Below are 16,339 nucleotides of genomic sequence, written 5' to 3'. Positions count from 1 at the left end.
CGAGTGTGAGCATGGATGAATGCTTGAGGCAACCAAATCCCCATCGAAAACAGAAGAAACCGCTGCGCCCGTCAACGCCGCACTAGCCGCTGAAGCCAAGATTGCGCGTATTGCCGTCACAGTTTTCCCCCTTCTGGTGGTGGTTGCCGGCGTTCTCGGCTTCCTGATTCCCGATCTGTTCAAGCCCATGGGCGTCGCAGTTCCCTACCTGCTGGGCGTCATCATGTTCTGCATGGGCCTCACGCTGACCCCACCAGACTTCGCCTCGGTGGCCCGGCGTCCGTGGGCTGTGGCGTTGGGAATCGTGGCGCACTACGTGATCATGCCCGGAGCCGGGTGGCTCATTGCGGTCCTCCTGCAGCTTCCACCGGAACTGGCCGTTGGCCTGATCCTCGTTGGCTGCGCTCCTTCCGGCACCGCCTCCAATGTCATGGCTTTCCTGGCCAAGGGGGACGTGGCCCTTTCTGTGGCCGTCGCTTCCGTTTCCACACTCATTGCACCTTTGGTGACCCCTGCACTGACACTCTTCCTGGCGGGATCCTTCCTGCACATCGATGCCGGTGCCATGGTGATGGACATTGTGAAGACCGTCCTGCTGCCGGTCATCGCGGGCCTTCTGGCCCGGATTTTCCTCTCGAAGCTCGTCGCAAAGGTGCTTCCGGCACTTCCGTGGGCATCCGCCGTCGTGATTTCGTTGATCGTGGCCATTGTTGTGGCGGGAAGCGCCAGCAAGATCATTGCCGCGGGTGGCATCGTGTTCCTGGCAGTGGTCCTCCACAACGGTTTCGGCCTGGGCCTCGGCTACCTTGCCGGTAAGCTCGGCCGCCTGGATGATAAGGCCCGCCGTGCCCTCGCATTCGAAGTTGGCATGCAGAACTCCGGCTTGGCTGCGACGCTGGCCACGGCACATTTCGGTGCCTTGGCTGCACTCCCGTCGGCCGTGTTCTCGCTGTGGCACAACATCTCGGGTGCGATCGTGGCTGCTTGGCTGGCTCGCCGCCCACTGAAGGACTAGCTAGCCCTCCGTGGTACCTCGCCGATGCAACTTCCACGACGAGGCCACCCGAATGCCCTCCGCCGGTGTAACTCCCGCCAGGCGATCGAGCAGCATGCGGACAACCTGCTCAAAGATCGGGTCCGGGCCCACTGTTGTCAGGGCTGGATCGTACTCCTGGCCCTCGGTAGAGTTCCCGACCCCGACAACCTGAACGTCCTCGGGAACGCGAAGGCCGAGGCGGTAGGCGGCACGGATCGTCTGCAGCGCCTCCATATCGTCCGTGCAAAGGATCGCGGTAGGCCGGTCCGCTAGCTGCAGCAGCTCAAGCGCGGACTGATATGCGATGGCCGGCCGGTGCTGCGACGTTCTGACCAGGGACTCATCAAGTGGGATGCCCGCGTTCTTCAGTCCTGCTGCGTAGGCGGCGAAGCGACTCTTGGGCCGGCCGGCCGGGTTCGCCCTCCGAATGCAGCCGATCCTGCGGTGTGATGCAGTGAGGAATTCCATGCATTCTGCAAGCCCGGCATCGGGTTCGGGAGCAAGGACATCGAAACCGGCCTGTTTCATGGTGCCTGAAATGACCACCTGGGCAACGCCACGGCGGGCCAATTCAGTGACTGTTTCGTCCTCCGACTTTGCTTCCGGGAAATAGCCGATGATGACGCCGTCCGCACCGCCGGACATCATGAACTTCCGCCAGTCATCACCCAGCAGGATCACTGGTTGGTAGCCGTGCTGGGGCAGGATCGTTGCTGCGGCGGTGGCGAGTGCCCGGTCCCACGGCCACTCGAGGTTTCCGATGGCCACGGCAACTACGTCAGTCTTGCCCCGGCGCATCCCTCGCGCGGCCTGATTGGGCACATACCCGAGCTCTTGCACCGCAGCCAGAACACGGTCCTGCGTGGGCTGACTGATCCGGGTAGTGCCACCGTGACGACCGGAAAGCACATAGGAAACTGTGGTCAGCGAGACGTCCGCCGCCCTGGCCACATCCCGAATGGTGGGCTTGGATCCCTTGCTCACGTTGCGACTCCTGATAGACAGCGGATTTCTTGAACTCTATCCGGTGCCGACTTGGACTCCTCTTGACGCAATTAGTTGTGAACGTTAACAATTACAGAGTCTAAAAATACAAGCGAGAGATCATTCGATGAAGAACTGGGCAGGAAATCTTGAGTACTCGTCAGCGGACGTCCAGCGGCCAACCACCGTGGATCAGCTGCGCGAGCTCGTAGCTCACGCGACCCGCATCAAGGCCCTTGGTTCCCGGCACTCCTTCAACACCGTTGCAGACACCGACGGAACCCACATCCTGCTCGACGCCCTCCCCCAGGAGGTATTGGTGGACACCGCGAAAAGCACAGTCAAGGTCAGCGGTGGCATCAGCTACGGGGCCTTGGGCCGCGCCCTTGAGGAACAGGGCTACGCGATCCACAACCTCGCCTCCCTCCCGCACATCTCGGTTGCCGGCGCTATCCAAACCGGCACGCACGGCAGCGGAGTCAACAATCCGTCGCTGGCTGCCGCCGTCGTCAGCGTTGACCTGGTGCGCGCCTCCGGCGAGCTGGTGACCCTTACAGCGGACGACGACGAATTCCTCGCCAGCGTGGTGGGAATGGGAGCACTTGGCATTGTCACAGGGCTGGAACTCGCGATCCGACCTAGCTACGAGGTCCGGCAGCGCGTGCTCACCAACCTGTCCTGGGAGGGTGCGTTGGCGAACTTCCAAACCATCGCATCCAGTGCCTACAGCGTCAGCTTCTTCACTGACTACACCGGCGATACCATCCCCCAAGTCTGGCTCAAGGCTCTGGACACCGAAGCTCCCCTGCCGGACCTGTTCGGTGCAACCCCGACGACGGCGGCCATGCACCCGTTGCCGGATATGTCCGCTGAGAACTGCACAGAGCAGCTGGACGTTGCAGGAAAATGGCTGGACCGGTTGCCGCACTTCCGTCACGAGTTCACGCCAAGCAACGGCGAGGAACTGCAAAGCGAGTTCCTCCTGCCTCTGGATCAAGCACCAGCCGCGCTGCAGGCTGTCCGGGAACTCGCCCACAAGCTCGCACCGCTCCTGTTCGTTTCCGAGATCCGCACCGTGGCAGCTGACGAGTTCTGGCTCAGCCCGTTCTACCAGCAGCAGAGTGTCGCGCTGCACTTCACGTGGAAGCCGCTCCAGACCGACGTGGAAGCAGTGCTGCCCGAGCTTGAGGAAGCCCTGCGTCCGTTCGGAGCCCGCCCGCACTGGGGCAAGCTCTTCACGCCCGGCCAGTACGACTTCGCCGCGCTCTACCCGCGGTTCGAGGACTTCCGGTCTTTGGTTCAGGCCAACGATCCTTCGGGCAAATTCCGTAACAGCTTGTTGGACAGCGTGCTGGGTGTTGCCGTTACGTCCTAGCCCCCAATCACGTTGCCAACCCGCTTTTCCGTCGCTGGGCAGGAACGGAAAAGCGGGTTGGCAACGGAAAAGCGGGTTTACGAGATGTGCGCCAGCACTGCACCAGCCGTGACCACGCCACCGGGAGCTGACAGGACTTCGGATAGCGTACCTGCACGGTGCGCAGGGACCTGGGTTTCCATTTTCATAGCCTCCAGGACCACCAAGGGATCCCCGGCGGCTACTTCAGCACCAGGTTCAACGAGCCACTTGACCACTGTTCCGGCCATGCTGGAGACGAGGGCTGATTCCGCGGGAGAGTCTCCACGGGTGACCGAACCCGGCGTATCGGTCGGCGCGGTAAAGGCAGGAATGCCCTGCCCGGAACGCGCCCAGCCATCCAGCAGATCCGCGGGAAGGCCAACCGCGAGGCGCTTCCCATCCACGTCCACGGTGATGGTTCGCCGCTCCCCTCCGGGAGGAACCACGCTGTATTCGGGATCCACCGGGATCTTGTCTGCGAAGTCGGTCTCAATCCATCGGGTGTGAACCCTCATTCCGGCAACGGACGTGAAGTCTTCGGACTCCAGGACCGCGCGGTGGAACGGCAGGACGGTGGCCAGGCCCGTGATGTTGATTTCGGCCAAGGCACGCCGGGCACGGCGCAGTGCCTGCTGCCGGTCAGCTCCGGTGACGATCAGCTTGGCCAACAGGGAGTCGAATTGCGGCGCCACGAAGGAGCCAGACCGCACCCCGGTGTCCAAGCGGATGCCAGGACCGGTGGGCGCTTCGAAGGAAGCCACGGTGCCGGGGGACGGCAAGAATCCACGGCCCACGTCCTCGGCATTAATACGGAACTCGAAGGAGTGTCCCCGCGCCACAGGATCCTCCGTGATGCTCAACGGCAATCCGGCGGCAATCCGGAATTGCTCCTGCACAAGGTCAATCCCGGCAGTTTCCTCGGTGATGGGGTGTTCCACCTGCAGGCGCGTGTTGACCTCGAGGAAGGCCACGGCGCCGTCGGCTGAGACCAGGAATTCCACAGTCCCGGCACCGTAGTACCCGGCCTCCCGCACTATGGCTTTGGAGCCGTCGTAGATTCGTTGACGCTGTTCATCGCTCAAGAACGGAGCGGGAGCCTCTTCCACAAGCTTCTGGTGGCGTCGTTGGAGCGAGCAATCGCGGGTGCCCACCACCACTACATTGCCGAGTTTATCCGCGATGATCTGTGCTTCCACGTGCCGCGGCCGGTCAAGATACTGCTCCACGAAGCACTCACCACGCCCGAAAGCCACTACAGCTTCACGGACCGCGGAATCGAACGCTTCCTCAACTTCGGCGAGCTCCCGGACCACCTTCAGACCGCGGCCACCACCACCGAAAGCCGCCTTGATCGCGAGCGGGAGTCCGTGTTCCTCCGCAAAAGCCCGCGCTTCAGCTGCAGAGGAGACGGGACCGTCGCTTCCGGCAACCAAGGGAGCACCCGCGCGGACTGCGATTTCGCGGGCAGTGATCTTGTTGCCCAACTGACGAATGGAGTCCGGTGAGGGTCCGATCCATTCAAGCCCGGCGTCGAGCACTGCTTGTGCAAACTCCGCGTTCTCGGAAAGGAAACCGTACCCGGGGTGGATGGCGTCAGCACCGGACTCCTCCGCGACCGCCAGCAGCTTCCCGATGTTCAGGTACGTGTCAGCCGGCGAGTTTCCGCCCAGGCTGTAGGCTTCGTCGGCGGCGCCTACGTGCATGGCATCGGCATCGATGTCCGCGTAGACGGCTACCGACAGGATGCCGGCGTCGTCACAGGCTCGGGCGACGCGGACGGCGATCTCGCCACGGTTCGCGATCAGGACCTTGCGCATCAAATACTCACTTCTCTGGGGTCTTCGTAAAAGTCGTGGTGAAGCTTGGGGAATCCGGAACCAGCCGGAAGCGGATCCTTCCGCCGATGGGCACTTGCGCGGCGAGATCAAGATGTTCATCGCGCACCACACCAATCACGGGATATCCGCCGGTGATGGGGTGGTCCGCCAGGAACAGGACGGGCAATCCGGCCGGCGGAATCTGAAGGGCTCCGGCCATGGTGCCCTCGCTGGGAAGCTCACCTTCACGGGTGCGCTTGAGCGGAGTCCCGTCCAGGCGCATGCCCACACGGTTGGACTGCGGCGTGACAAGCCATTCCTGGTCGCAGAGCGAATCAAGGGCTTCCGGCTCGAACCAGTCCGCGCGCGGCCCGGGGACCACATCCAGTACCGCAACGCCGGCGCCCGGAAACTTGGGCTGCAATTCGGGCTCACCCACCGCGGTGGAAACTGTGTCCTCGCCGACGGGAAGCTCCTGACCAGCCATGAGAGGGCCCGGTCCGATCCCTGACATCGTGTCCGCTGAGCGACTACCCAGCACCTCCGGCACATCCACTCCGCCTCGGATTCCCACATAGTTTCGGAACCCTGACTCGGGAGCACCCAAGGTGAGCACTTCGCCGTCGAGCAGCGCGAAAGGTGTGGCCATCGGAACGGTCCGCGTCGCGCCCGGCCGATCGCCGTCGTCGGACTCTTCGGACTCAACCCTCGACGGCGACTGGATGGTCAGCGTACTCGGCGCACCTGCCACGGCAATCACCTGGTCACCGACGGCCTCGACGGTGAGCCCGCCATTGACCGATTCGATGGCCGCAGCTGAAGCAGCGTTCCCCACCAGCCGGTTAGCCCGCCGCAGGGATGCCCTGTCCAGGGCCCCGGCGGCGGAGACACCCAGCGGACCGAAACCCCGGCGGCCGAGGTCCTGGATCAGGCTCTGTGCACCTGGATTGAGAATCCGAAGACCGGACTCAGTGTGGTGCTCCTTTTCGGGCTCGCGGGCCTCCGAAGCTCCAGCAGTCACAACCTCGCGGACTGCGCGGTACTGAACCCGGTCGCCGGGCCTGACAAGGGCTGGCTGGGCCCGGTCCAGATCCCACATCCGTGCGCCGGTCCGGCCGATCAGCTGCCAGCCACCCGGGGAACGGCGCGGGTAGACGGCAGAATACTGACCACCGAGGGCAACGGATCCAGCTGGAACCGCCGTACGTGGGGAGGAGCGTCGGGGTACCGTGAGGACCTCATTTTCGCCCACCATGTAGCCAAAACCGGGAGCGAACCCAGCGAAGGCTACGGTCCAGATCTGGCCTGTGTGCGCAGCTACGACGCCGTCCACGCTCAGCCCGGTGAGCTCCGCGACGTCGGCGAGGTCGTCGCCGTCGTAAACAGTATCGATGACCACCAACCCGGAGTCGGTTCCCTCCGGAGCGGTGAGTTCGAGCTCCATGAGCCGCAACCCTATTGCTCGGGTCGCCGCTGCGGACTCTCCTACCACCATGACCGTTTCCGCGGCGGCGAGAACGTCCACCTGTCCGGGAAGCGGGGACTTGTAGAGCATGTCCTGCAGTGCAAGGACATCCTGCAGCCCGTCCAGCTCGGCCAGAACCGCCCGGGTGCCGACGGGCCTGACGGAGCGGACCCTCTTAGCAGTGGTGGTTTGCATTACGGTTTCCATTTTCGCTACGCCGCCGGCTGAGCTTGGGTCCCCTGCATCAGTCGGACATCTTCTTCCGGCTTGGGGTCGCGGCCCAGGAGCATGCCGACGATGGTGACTACTGCAGCGACGAGGATGTAGACGGCGATCAAGTACCATCCGCCACCTGCTGCGCCGTAGAGGGCGGTGAAGATGATGGGAGCAACGGCTCCACCAATCACGCCGGCCAGGGTGTAGGCCAGCGAGCTGCCGGCGTACCGGAGCCTGGCCGGGAACTGCTCGGTGATGAAGGCCGCTTGGGGGCCGTACATGAACGCGTGGAGTGCCAGGCCGATCACGGTGCCGACTGTCAGCATGGCTACGGACTTGCCCTGGATCATCAGGAAGAACAGCGGGATGTAGGCTGCGGTGGCCGCCGCTGCGATGCCGTAGACCCAGCGGCGGTTGAAGCGGTCCGTCAGGGCCCCGGCCAGCGGAATCAGGAAGAGCTGGAACGCGGAGCCAATGAGGATGGCGGACAGGACGTTGCCGGTGGTCATGCCCAGTTCCTTGGTGGCATAAACCGCCACAAACACGGTGAACAGCGCGTAAAGGATGTCAGGGCAAACACGGGAAAGCGCTGCTGCCACCAAAGCCTTGGGTTGTGTGGTGAAGACTTCCTTGATGGGAGCCTTGGGGCGATCCCCGTGGGCCTGGATAGCCTTGAAGACGGGGGTTTCTTCAAGCTTGAGCCGGATGATCAGGCCGAAGACCACCAAGAGTGCGGAAGCCAGGAAGGCTACGCGCCAGCCCCAGGAGAGGAATGCTTCTTCGCTAAGGGAAGCGGCGAGAATGGCCAGAACACCGTTGGCCATGAGGTTGCCGGCGGGCGGGCCGATCTGGGCCGCGGAAGACCAGAAGCCGCGCTTGTTGGGGTCGCCGAATTCGCTGGACAGCAGCACTGCACCGCCCCACTCGCCGCCAACGCCAATGCCCTGCGCCAAACGCAGCAACACAAGAATGGTGGGGGCCGCGACACCGATCACCGAATAGTCCGGCAGGGCACCGATGAGGACCGTGGCCACGCCGATCAGGACAAGCGTGAAGACCAGAACGTACTTACGGCCAATCTTGTCTCCCAGGCGTCCGAAGATCACGCCACCAATCGGCCGGGCCAGGTAGCCAACTGCAAAGGCTGAGAAGGAAAGGAGCAACGCCACGAATTCGTCGTTGCCGGGGAAGAAGATCTTGGGGAATACGAGGGCCGAGGCCACCGAGTAGATAGCGAAGTCATAGTACTCAAGCGACGTTCCGGTAAGACTGGCGACGTATGCCTTGATAGCGCCAGGCGGTGGCTTCCTTGTCACTGCCTTGGCTGCGTTGTTGGTGCTGGTCATGATGTCCTCCGGGGGGATGAGGGATGGTGCGGGAGCCCGGGGCGGGCTAGAGGAACGAGCCGACCGTGACGCCGGCGTCGGCCAGAGCGGACTTCACAGCGGTAGCCATTGCAACGGCTCCCGGTGAGTCACCATGCACACAGATGCTTTCTGCGCGGATTTTCAGGATGGAGCCGTCAACGGTCCTGACGGATTGTTCAGTAGCCATCCGAAGGACGTGTTCGGCCACTTCGGCGGGATCATGCAGAACCGCGCCCGGCTGGGATCGCGAAACCAATGTTCCGTCCGGGTTGTAGGCGCGATCCGCGAACGCTTCGGAAACAGCCCGGAGGCCGGCTTCCTCTGCGAGGCGCAGGACCTCGGAACCAGGAAGGCCAAGGATCGGAAGGTTGGGGTCAACCGATCTCACAGCCTGGACGACGGCCCGTGCCTGGGCGGTGTGCTTCACGATTGCGTTGTAGAGACCACCGTGGGGCTTCACGTACTGGACACTGGCCCCGGTGGTGGCAGCCAACGCTTGCAGCGCACCAATCTGATAAAGCACGTCATCGGCCAGTTCCATGGGATCGATATCCATGAAGCGGCGGCCGAATCCCGCGAGGTCGCGGTAGCCTACATGGGCGCCAATAACGACGCCGGCCTTGGCCGCCTTCTCGCAGGTGCTGCGGATGACGCTGGGGTCGCCAGCATGGAATCCGCAGGCAACGTTGGCGCTGGAGACCGACTCGAACATGGCCGCATCATCACCGAGTGTCCAGCGCCCGAAAGACTCTCCGACGTCGCTGTTCAGATCGATGATTGCCATGATGTGATCCCTGCCTCGTGATGTGCGTTACATCTAGGATGCACCAATCTGCTGGATTGTTCAACAATCCAGCGATCCCAGTTTCCGGCAATCGTGTAATTTTGGTGTCATGGCCGGTGTAGATCAGGAAAAAAACGAACACGTTGGCCTTGATAGTGCGCGGGCACGCGTCCGGATGAGAGTTCCGTCTGTTGCCGAGAGAGTCGCCGAAGAACTCCGGTATCAGCTCGCCGAGGGATTCCTGGTGCCGGGCGCCAAACTCACCGAAGCCACTATTGCCGAGGACCTGGGAGTATCCCGGAACACCGTCCGCGAAGCGTTCGCCGAGCTGGCCGGTGAGCGGCTGCTCCTCCGCCAGCCCAATAAGGGCGTGTTTGTGGCCACCCTTGAAGCAGGCGACATCCACGACGTCTACACGGTCCGCCGCGCCATAGAGGTCAGCTCAATCCGCGCGGGTGGTTCGCCGGAGCGGATCGCCGCCGTCAGGGCCGCCGTCGAGGAAGGGAAACGGGCGGCAGCTGCCAACGACAACGAAGGCCTGGGCAGCGCAAACCAGCACTTCCACGGTGCAATCGTGGCCCTGGCCGAGAGCAACCGGCTGAACACGATCATGGCGCAGATCCTTGCCGAGATGCGGCTCTACTTCCACAAAGCCACCATGAACGCCCACTTCTACAGCGACTGGCTGAAGGAGAATGAGCAGATCTGTTCAGCGTTGGAGTCCGGGGATCTGGAAGAGGCCGGGGATCTTCTCCTTGCCTACCTCAACCGATCAGAGCAGCAGCAAAGCGCTATCCACGGCGGGTAAGCCCGGACTAGGCCGCGTTCCTCCCCGGTTACCTCACTCGAAAGAGCAAGATACCAGCGATCTGGCCGCAAAGTCCGGCAAATCTACCCACTAACTGGGCAGGAGCGTCACCGCTTACCGCTTGCCCTTCTTGCGGGACCCCTTGCCACGGCCCTTATCCGGGTTCGGCGCATAGCGCTGTGCGACTGCGGGCTTTTTGGGGCCACCGCCGCGTCGATCCGGCTTAGGCACCTTCTTGGGCTTCTCCTGCTGCGCCGAGGGCTGGCGTGAGCTCTGCGCCGTCCGGCCGCGCACGATCCCTATGAACTCCTCGATCACGGGACTGTCCGTTCCAACCAGCCAGGCCAAGCCAATCTGCGTGGTGGGAGCCCCGGTCAGGCGGCGCATCACCGTGTCCTTAACGTTGAGATGCCTCGCCACGGACATAGGCAGGATCGCCAGTCCAGCACCGGATGCCACCACTTGGAGGGCCATGTCCGGCCCGCCCATCTCGTCAACATCCAGGAAGTTCTCCTCGACGAGGTCTTCCAGCGCGACTTCCTCAAACACTGAGATCTCGTGCCCCTTGGGAGCGACCACCACGGGCTGCTCCTCATACAGGGGGATGACGTTCAAACCTTCGCGGTCCACGGGCAACCGAACAAAGCTGAGGTCAGCCAAACCGTCACGCAACACCGAAACTTGAGCGGCGTCGTCGGACATGAACGAATGCAACGGGAAGTTGGGCATCCGTTCTTCCCACCGCCGGATCCATTTCCCAGGAGTCACACCCGCAACATAGGCGAAGCGGAGACCGGCTAGGGGTTCGGTTGTTTCGGCGGATTCTTCAGCGTCTGGCACACACTCACAGTACCGGCCAGATACCCTTGAAGCATGACGTCCTCGAACTCCCAGTCCATGAAGCCGGCAACAGTTGCCAAGAAACTCGGTATCTACCTGCCCGCAACACCCCAGGAGTTCCAGGATTCGTCCATCACACGCGACGAATTCGCCGAGCTCCAGGCCAACCCGCCGGAGTGGCTCGCCGAGCTGCGCCGCAACGGCCCGCACCCGCGCCCGGTAGTCGCGCACAAGCTCAACATCTCCATCAGCGGCCTGGCCCGCGGCGGAGTAGAAGAAGCACTCACGACGGCGGAAATCGCCGAGCTGCTGCAGTCTCCCCCGCAGTGGCTGGTCACCGAACGCGCCACACACGCAGCTGTTCGCTCCGAGGCGCAGCGCGTGAAGGACGAAGCCGCCAAGAAGGCCGCCACCAAGGAAGCCAGGGACAACGCCGCTGCAAAGCGTGATGCTCCGAAGACCTCCAAGCGCGATCACGCGTAGCTTTCACTGACTGTGGCCGGGACCAGCGGGTCCCGGCCACAGTTATTTAAGGCACTAGTCCTGGTGGAGCTGAATGAAGTTGCCGCACCCGTCATCGAAGACTGCGCTGACGCCGGAGGGATCCTCAGACGGTTCACCTTGAAACTTCACGCCGGCGGCAAGCAAACGCTCATACTCGGCCTGGACGTTGGGCACACCAAAGGTGATAGCAGCCAGGCCGGACTCATGGAGTGCGTTCATGTAGTTCGCGGCGATGGGGTTATCGCTCGGCTCCAGAAGCAGCCCCGGCGAAGTGCTGTTGTCCGCTCCCGGATCCTTGATGATGAACAAGTTGTATTCAGGCATCGCCATCAGGGTCTCGAAGCCCAGTGTCTCCGTGTAGAAAGCGTGAGCTGCTGCGGGGTCCTTGACGTGGATGCTGCACATTTTCAATCTCATGCTGCCTAGGCTACGCCCCGGGTGCGACACAGTCCCGGGCAGGAATCACCCTGATCCGGACAATTCACCTGCGTTTGCGGTGGTGAATTGTCCGATGGAGGGTGTCGCGCGGATCCAGCCTCTGGCGCATACTGAATGCAAAGCAGCGAATTCGCCTGGAGGTGGTCCGATGCCCGCCATGATGCTCCTGTGGGGTGTAGCTCTGGTTCTCGCAACCGCAGCAACCACGTACGTCCTGCACAGGAAACTCACCTATGGGCGTGGGCAGGAACCGGACGGCGTCTTTTGGGACGTGTTCGGCGGCCTCGTGGTCGTTACGCCCGCCATCCTTGTCCCGGCTGTGCATTGGCCACCGGCCGGGCTGATCATGATGTTCGTCGGCATCGCCACCGCGGCAGCCACCCTGGCGAGCATCCGCAAAGTCGAACGCCTCCACGCAGCCGAGCCCCGGCGTCGTACCGGTTTTGCCGATGACGCCGCCCGCCACGAGAACCTCCTTGAACAGTGGAGCCGCTACGAGCTTGATCCCGCCAGGACCATCGATTTCCCCGCCATGACCGATGTGCGGTCAGCGGAGACGGCGGCGCTGACGCGGGCCATGCGGGAGGCCGAGTTCTGCAAGGTGACGGCTGGGACGGATTACCGGGCCGCCGTCGAGCGCCTCGCGAGGGCCCTTGAAGCAGCCGAGCGAGCTGCGGGCGTGCCAGCCTCATCACTGGCTACGCCCGGGTCAACACCTTGCCCTTGAAGAACTCAGGCCGCACCTTGTACATCACCAGCATGATCACCACGCCGAGCAGGATGACGCCCATTCCCAGGACGAACACCAGTCCGACACCGCCCACCGAGGAGCCCGAGCCGTACTCCGGATCCATGGAATCCATGGCTGTTTTGACGAACATGACCAGCAGGATCACGCCGCCCAGCAAGGGTGCCAGGAACTTGAAGAAGAACGCCCGGACACTGCTGAACGCCGATGCCCGGAAGAACCAGACACAGGCCAGCGCGGTAATGCCGTAGTAGAAGCAGATCATCATGCCCAGTGCAGTGATGGTGTCCCACAGCGCGTTCTCGGACACCGTGCGTGTGATCACGTAGAAGCCTGCGGCAGCGATGGCAGCTGCAATGGTGGCGAAGCTGGGCGACTTGAAAGTGGGACTAATGCTGCCAAAGCGAGGCGAGATGGCACGGTAGTGGCCCATGGCCAGCATGGTCCGTGCGGGCGACACGAACGTCGACTGCAAGGACGCGGCGGAGCTGCTCAGGATCGCCAAAGACATGAGGATCGCGAACGGACCCATCACCGGGCCGGCAAGGACGGCGAAGATACTGGACTGGTTCTCCGGGTTACCGGCCCCCAAACCGGTCTCGCCAACACCTGCAAAGGACAGGGTAGCCAGTGCAACGGTCATGTAGATGACCACGATCACCAGCACGGTGATGGTGGCTGCGCGGCCGGGTGTTTTCTCAGGGTTCTTGGTTTCCTCGTTCATGGTGAGGGTGACGTCCCAGCCCCAGTAAATGAAGATCGAGAGCGAAACGCCCGCAGCAAACGAGGAGAAGGAATCCACAGCGAACGGGTTGAACCAGTCGGGCGAAATGGCGGTGGCGTCAAAGGCCGTGCCGTTGGCCACATGGGCGAACGCCGAGACCGCAAACCAGCCCAGGACCAGCAATTGGAAGGCCACCAGCACGTACTGCACGCCCTTGGTGGTCTCCATGCCGCGGTAGGAAATCCAGCACGCCAACGCGATGAACACCAGCGTGGTGGCGATGTTCAGCGGCAGGATCTTGCTCAGCTCACCCAATGCCGGATTACTGAAGATCTGCCCGAGCATGAGGTAGAAGAAGTCCACCGCCACCGCAGCCAGGTTGGACAACACGATGATCGTGGCCGCGATCAGCCCCCAGCCACCCATCCAACCGATCCACGGACCAAAGGCGCGCGTCGCCCACGTGAAGGAGGTGCCGGCGTCGGGCATTGCGTTGTTCAGTTCGCGGTAGCCGAGCGCCACCAGCAGCATGGGGATGAAGCCCACCAGGAAGATGGCGGGCAGGTGCACGCCAACCTCGGACACTGTGGGGCCCAGGGCCGCGGTGAGCGTGTAGGCGGGCGCGATGCAGGAAACACCGATCACGACGGCGCCGATCAAGCCCACCGATCCGGCCTTCAGTCCCTTTTCACTCAGGGATGATTCCTTCGACTGGACCGTCTTTGGTGCAGTTGACATGGGTTCTGCCTCTCAGGCGATTGCTAGGCGCTGTGGCGCGTGTAGTCGCGGGGGACCACAATCATGGGAACGGGGAGGGCACGCAGGATCCGGTTTGCGGTGCTGCCCAGGAAAGTGGCCCGATGCTGGGCCAGGCGACTGGAACCGATCAGCAGGATTTCGCCGTCTTCCCAGTCGAGTCGGTCAACGGCTTCTTCGATGGTGCGGCCCTGCGCCACCACGATCTCCGGCTCACCTTGAAGGGAACCGGCGGCCGTCACGTCTGAAGAACCGGCGGCGTCCGCAGAACCGCCCGTGTCCGCAGAACCCCCGACGGCGGCAAGCCGGTCGGCGGCATGCACCCAGGCGGCGTCGGCCAACCCAGGCGAGTTACCGCCGTCGAGCGCCAACAAGGAGACGAGCCGCAGCGGAAGGCCGCGATCGCGCGCAGATTCAACGGCGACGTCGAGAAGTTCATCAGCGCCCGGGCGCGTCCCGAAACCGCAGCTCAAGCGCGTTATCGGATCCGTACGCTGATACCCTTGCGGCGCCAAAGCCACCGGAACCGGCGATGAGTGGAGCAGTGAACTCGCCACGGAACCGATCGTGAACCGCTTGAGCAGCCCGCCGTTGCTGGCGCCTATGACCAAGGCCGCGGCGTCGAATTCCACTGCGGCCTCGATCAGCGTGCGGGCCTCGGAATCGCCGCGGCGGATGTGCGCGCGTGCGGTGACATCCGCCGGGATCAACGCCAGGCCCTCGTCCAGCCAGCGCTGCGCTTGGTCGGTGAGGATGTCGTTGTAGCCGGCCTCGGGCGGATAGACGGCATTGAAAGGGGAATCCTCGGGGATCACCAGGACCAGATCCAGGCTCACATCGTGGTTTCTGGCCAGCGCGACGGCGATGTGGACGGCGTCGTGCCCCCTCGCATTGGCGGTGTAACCCACTACGTAGCGCATGGTGGTCCCTTCCGGTGGTCTTGTTTAAACAGTGGTGCCGGCAGGCCGGGAATGACGCTCCCCCGGCCTGCCGGTTAGTTCTTTTCTGCCGCTAGACGGCTACCGTTGCCAGCTTGTTGGCTTCAACAATGCGTGCGGCAGTTGCTTGGCCCATGCGGACCGCACCATCCACGTGCTGGTAGCCCTCGGCTGCGAGGTCGGACGAGGACCAGTAGATCGGCCCGACGTTCGCGTGCTGGTCCTTGCCGTAGCGGTGCAGGCCGCCGAGGTCGTAGCTGGACGCGTAGGCACCGCGGGTCCACTCTTCGGAGCCCCAGTCGGATTCGTAGTAGACCTCGGGCGTGAGGGCCTTATCGCCCAGGAAGCCGGCGATCGATTCCAGGATGGCCTTCTTGCGGTCCTCGGCGCTGAGTTCGAAAACGGCGTCGGCCTTTTCGTCGGACACGAAGCCCACCAAAGTGCCGCGGGAATCGCCGTGGTTGGTGTTGTCGTAAACCTCCTGGACCAGTGCGCCTGCGCTGAAGCCCGTGCCGGAAAGTCCTTCTTCGCGCCAGAACGGGGTCTCGTAAACAGCGTGGACCTTAATCACCAGGCCCAGCGACTGGTGCTGGTGCATCTGGTGCTGGCGACGCGGCAGCGGCGGCTCGAAGGAAACGCGGGAGTACAGGTTGGGCGGCACCGCCATGATCACGTAACGGGCGTTGACGGTTGCCTCATCCGAAACAACGGTCACGGCGTTCTCTGACCAGTTGATGGTGCGGACCGGGCTGTTGAGTACGACGTCGTCACCCAGTTCTGCTGCCTGCAGCAGCGAAACCTGCTGCATACCGCCGATGACGCGCTTGTCCAGAATGAAGTCTTCGTCGGTCAGGTGGCTAAAGGAACCGGCCGAGGCCGCCATCAGGACTGCCTGGAGTGCGGAGAAGGCGTGGGCGGGCTTGGTGAGCATGCCACCGGCGATGAAGAGGCCAATGTTGTTGCAGGCTTCCTCGTCGCTGGAGTTCTGGCGGAGCCAGTGGTGGAAGGAGATGGTGTCCAGCTCGCGTGCCTTGGGGTGGGCCCAGGGTTCGGTGGGGCCGATCTCCGCAGCGAGCTCATCCAGGATGGCTACCAGCTTGTCCATCTCGGCCTTGGTGGTTTCGTTTACCGGGAACGTGTCGCCGGTGTACTGGGTGCGCTGTCCGTCGGCACCGATGTAGACGGATTCGCCCTCGCGGTAGCGCGAGTACATTTTGAGTCCGAGCTCGTCCAGCAGCTCCATGAGGGCTGTCTGGTCCGGGGAAACCCACTGGCCGCCGATCTCCAGCATGGCGCCGTCGATGGTATCCGTCCAAGTGCGGCCACCCACGCGGTCGCGTGCTTCGAGCACCGCAACGCTGAGTCCGGCCTTCTTCAATTCGCGTGCTGCCGTCAACCCTGACGGTCCGGCGCCGACGATCACAACGTCGCGTTCAAGATTCTGCATGATGTCCTCTCCGTGGCCGTCCGTGGTGGCTGACCAATAAATGAATGGCATTCATTTACAACCATAGTAGC

Annotated in this window: 15 protein-coding genes; 5 read left to right on the top strand and 10 right to left on the bottom strand. The window is 63.1% G+C overall.

From position 1 onward, the window contains the following. Window positions 1-19 precede the first annotated feature (19 nt). On the top strand, window positions 20-1,015 hold the full coding sequence (locus HAV21_RS18050; protein ID WP_166842643.1) for a bile acid:sodium symporter family protein: 996 nt from the start codon (window positions 20-22) through the stop codon (window positions 1,013-1,015). Here HAV21_RS18050 and HAV21_RS18045 read toward each other — a convergent pair whose 3' ends face one another. Continuing rightward, entirely contained in the window at window positions 1,016-2,020 is a 1,005-nt protein-coding gene (locus tag HAV21_RS18045; protein WP_166842642.1) for a LacI family DNA-binding transcriptional regulator, read from the bottom strand. It lies immediately after the preceding gene. 127 nt (window positions 2,021-2,147) lie between these two features. Here HAV21_RS18045 and HAV21_RS18040 point away from each other — a divergent pair, with 127 nt between their 5' ends. Then, window positions 2,148-3,395, top strand: coding sequence for a D-arabinono-1,4-lactone oxidase (locus HAV21_RS18040; RefSeq protein WP_166842641.1), 1,248 nt, complete (start codon window positions 2,148-2,150; stop codon window positions 3,393-3,395). A gap of 77 nt (window positions 3,396-3,472) precedes the next feature. Here the strand turns inward: HAV21_RS18040 and HAV21_RS18035 are convergent, their stop codons facing one another. From HAV21_RS18035 to HAV21_RS18020, 4 genes are read right to left on the bottom strand one after another with little or no spacing between them, the layout of a single operon-like run. Beyond that, the gene (locus HAV21_RS18035; RefSeq protein WP_166842640.1) at window positions 3,473-5,233 is read right to left on the bottom strand and encodes a biotin carboxylase N-terminal domain-containing protein; all 1,761 of its coding nucleotides are present in this window, start codon (window positions 5,231-5,233) and stop codon (window positions 3,473-3,475) included. A gap of 7 nt (window positions 5,234-5,240) precedes the next feature. After that, the gene (locus tag HAV21_RS18030) at window positions 5,241-6,905 is read right to left on the bottom strand and encodes a 5-oxoprolinase/urea amidolyase family protein (RefSeq protein WP_166842639.1); all 1,665 of its coding nucleotides are present in this window, start codon (window positions 6,903-6,905) and stop codon (window positions 5,241-5,243) included. Window positions 6,906-6,910: 5 nt separating this feature from the next. Next, complete coding sequence (locus HAV21_RS18025) at window positions 6,911-8,260, bottom strand: MFS transporter (protein WP_166842638.1); 1,350 nt, start codon at window positions 8,258-8,260, stop codon at window positions 6,911-6,913. A 46-nt stretch (window positions 8,261-8,306) separates the two neighbouring features. Further along, the gene (locus HAV21_RS18020; protein ID WP_166842637.1) at window positions 8,307-9,065 is read right to left on the bottom strand and encodes a 5-oxoprolinase subunit PxpA; all 759 of its coding nucleotides are present in this window, start codon (window positions 9,063-9,065) and stop codon (window positions 8,307-8,309) included. 109 nt (window positions 9,066-9,174) lie between these two features. Between HAV21_RS18020 and HAV21_RS18015 the strand changes: the two genes are divergently transcribed. Beyond that, window positions 9,175-9,873, top strand: coding sequence for a GntR family transcriptional regulator (locus HAV21_RS18015; RefSeq protein ID WP_142937262.1), 699 nt, complete (start codon window positions 9,175-9,177; stop codon window positions 9,871-9,873). 114 nt (window positions 9,874-9,987) lie between these two features. Here HAV21_RS18015 and HAV21_RS18010 read toward each other — a convergent pair whose 3' ends face one another. Further along, on the bottom strand, window positions 9,988-10,713 hold the full coding sequence (locus HAV21_RS18010) for a LysR family transcriptional regulator substrate-binding protein (protein WP_166842636.1): 726 nt from the start codon (window positions 10,711-10,713) through the stop codon (window positions 9,988-9,990). A 33-nt stretch (window positions 10,714-10,746) separates the two neighbouring features. On the opposite strand from HAV21_RS18010, the gene HAV21_RS18005 reads away from it, so the two are divergent. Next, window positions 10,747-11,196, top strand: a complete 450-nt coding sequence (locus HAV21_RS18005; protein ID WP_142937264.1) for a DUF5997 family protein — start codon at window positions 10,747-10,749, stop codon at window positions 11,194-11,196. Window positions 11,197-11,250: 54 nt separating this feature from the next. Here the strand turns inward: HAV21_RS18005 and HAV21_RS18000 are convergent, their stop codons facing one another. Beyond that, window positions 11,251-11,634: a VOC family protein gene (locus HAV21_RS18000; RefSeq protein ID WP_166842635.1), complete on the bottom strand. Its 384-nt coding sequence runs from the start codon at window positions 11,632-11,634 to the stop codon at window positions 11,251-11,253. 169 nt (window positions 11,635-11,803) lie between these two features. On the opposite strand from HAV21_RS18000, the gene HAV21_RS17995 reads away from it, so the two are divergent. Further along, the gene (locus HAV21_RS17995) at window positions 11,804-12,382 is read left to right on the top strand and encodes a hypothetical protein (protein ID WP_166842634.1); all 579 of its coding nucleotides are present in this window, start codon (window positions 11,804-11,806) and stop codon (window positions 12,380-12,382) included. Here HAV21_RS17995 and HAV21_RS17990 read toward each other — a convergent pair. The 3 genes from HAV21_RS17990 to HAV21_RS17980 form a co-directional block, all read right to left on the bottom strand. Further along, entirely contained in the window at window positions 12,354-13,865 is a 1,512-nt protein-coding gene (locus HAV21_RS17990; protein ID WP_166842633.1) for an APC family permease, read from the bottom strand. The genes HAV21_RS17995 and HAV21_RS17990 overlap by 29 nt on opposite strands. Before the next feature lie 23 nt (window positions 13,866-13,888). Further along, on the bottom strand, window positions 13,889-14,803 hold the full coding sequence (locus tag HAV21_RS17985) for a universal stress protein (protein WP_166842632.1): 915 nt from the start codon (window positions 14,801-14,803) through the stop codon (window positions 13,889-13,891). A gap of 91 nt (window positions 14,804-14,894) precedes the next feature. Continuing rightward, on the bottom strand, window positions 14,895-16,319 hold the full coding sequence (locus HAV21_RS17980; protein ID WP_166842631.1) for an NAD(P)/FAD-dependent oxidoreductase: 1,425 nt from the start codon (window positions 16,317-16,319) through the stop codon (window positions 14,895-14,897). Between the last annotated feature and the right edge of the window lie 20 nt (window positions 16,320-16,339).

It is taken from the genome of Paenarthrobacter sp. MSM-2-10-13, from assembly GCF_011605365.1.
Lineage (GTDB): Bacteria > Actinomycetota > Actinomycetes > Actinomycetales > Micrococcaceae > Arthrobacter.
Note: the sequence above shows the minus strand (reverse complement) of the source record. Positions and strands in the feature narration are given on the sequence as shown.

Bases quoted from the DNA above. Each gene is read 5' to 3' on its own strand.
- HAV21_RS18030 (WP_166842639.1), bottom strand. From the start codon at position 6,905: ATGGAAACCGTAATGCAAACCACCACTGCTAAGAGGGTCCGCTCCGTC.
- HAV21_RS18005 (WP_142937264.1), top strand. From the start codon at position 10,747: ATGACGTCCTCGAACTCCCAGTCCATGAAGCCGGCAACAGTTGCCAAG.
- HAV21_RS18000 (WP_166842635.1), bottom strand. From the start codon at position 11,634: ATGAGATTGAAAATGTGCAGCATCCACGTCAAGGACCCCGCAGCAGCT.
- HAV21_RS17980 (WP_166842631.1), bottom strand. From the start codon at position 16,319: ATGCCATTCATTTATTGGTCAGCCACCACGGACGGCCACGGAGAGGAC.
- HAV21_RS18040 (WP_166842641.1), top strand. From the start codon at position 2,148: ATGAAGAACTGGGCAGGAAATCTTGAGTACTCGTCAGCGGACGTCCAG.
- HAV21_RS18050 (WP_166842643.1), top strand. From the start codon at position 20: ATGCTTGAGGCAACCAAATCCCCATCGAAAACAGAAGAAACCGCTGCG.
- HAV21_RS18025 (WP_166842638.1), bottom strand. From the start codon at position 8,260: ATGACCAGCACCAACAACGCAGCCAAGGCAGTGACAAGGAAGCCACCG.
- HAV21_RS18020 (WP_166842637.1), bottom strand. From the start codon at position 9,065: ATGGCAATCATCGATCTGAACAGCGACGTCGGAGAGTCTTTCGGGCGC.
- HAV21_RS17990 (WP_166842633.1), bottom strand. From the start codon at position 13,865: ATGTCAACTGCACCAAAGACGGTCCAGTCGAAGGAATCATCCCTGAGT.
- HAV21_RS18015 (WP_142937262.1), top strand. From the start codon at position 9,175: ATGGCCGGTGTAGATCAGGAAAAAAACGAACACGTTGGCCTTGATAGT.
- HAV21_RS17985 (WP_166842632.1), bottom strand. From the start codon at position 14,803: ATGCGCTACGTAGTGGGTTACACCGCCAATGCGAGGGGGCACGACGCC.
- HAV21_RS17995 (WP_166842634.1), top strand. From the start codon at position 11,804: ATGCCCGCCATGATGCTCCTGTGGGGTGTAGCTCTGGTTCTCGCAACC.
- HAV21_RS18035 (WP_166842640.1), bottom strand. From the start codon at position 5,233: ATGCGCAAGGTCCTGATCGCGAACCGTGGCGAGATCGCCGTCCGCGTC.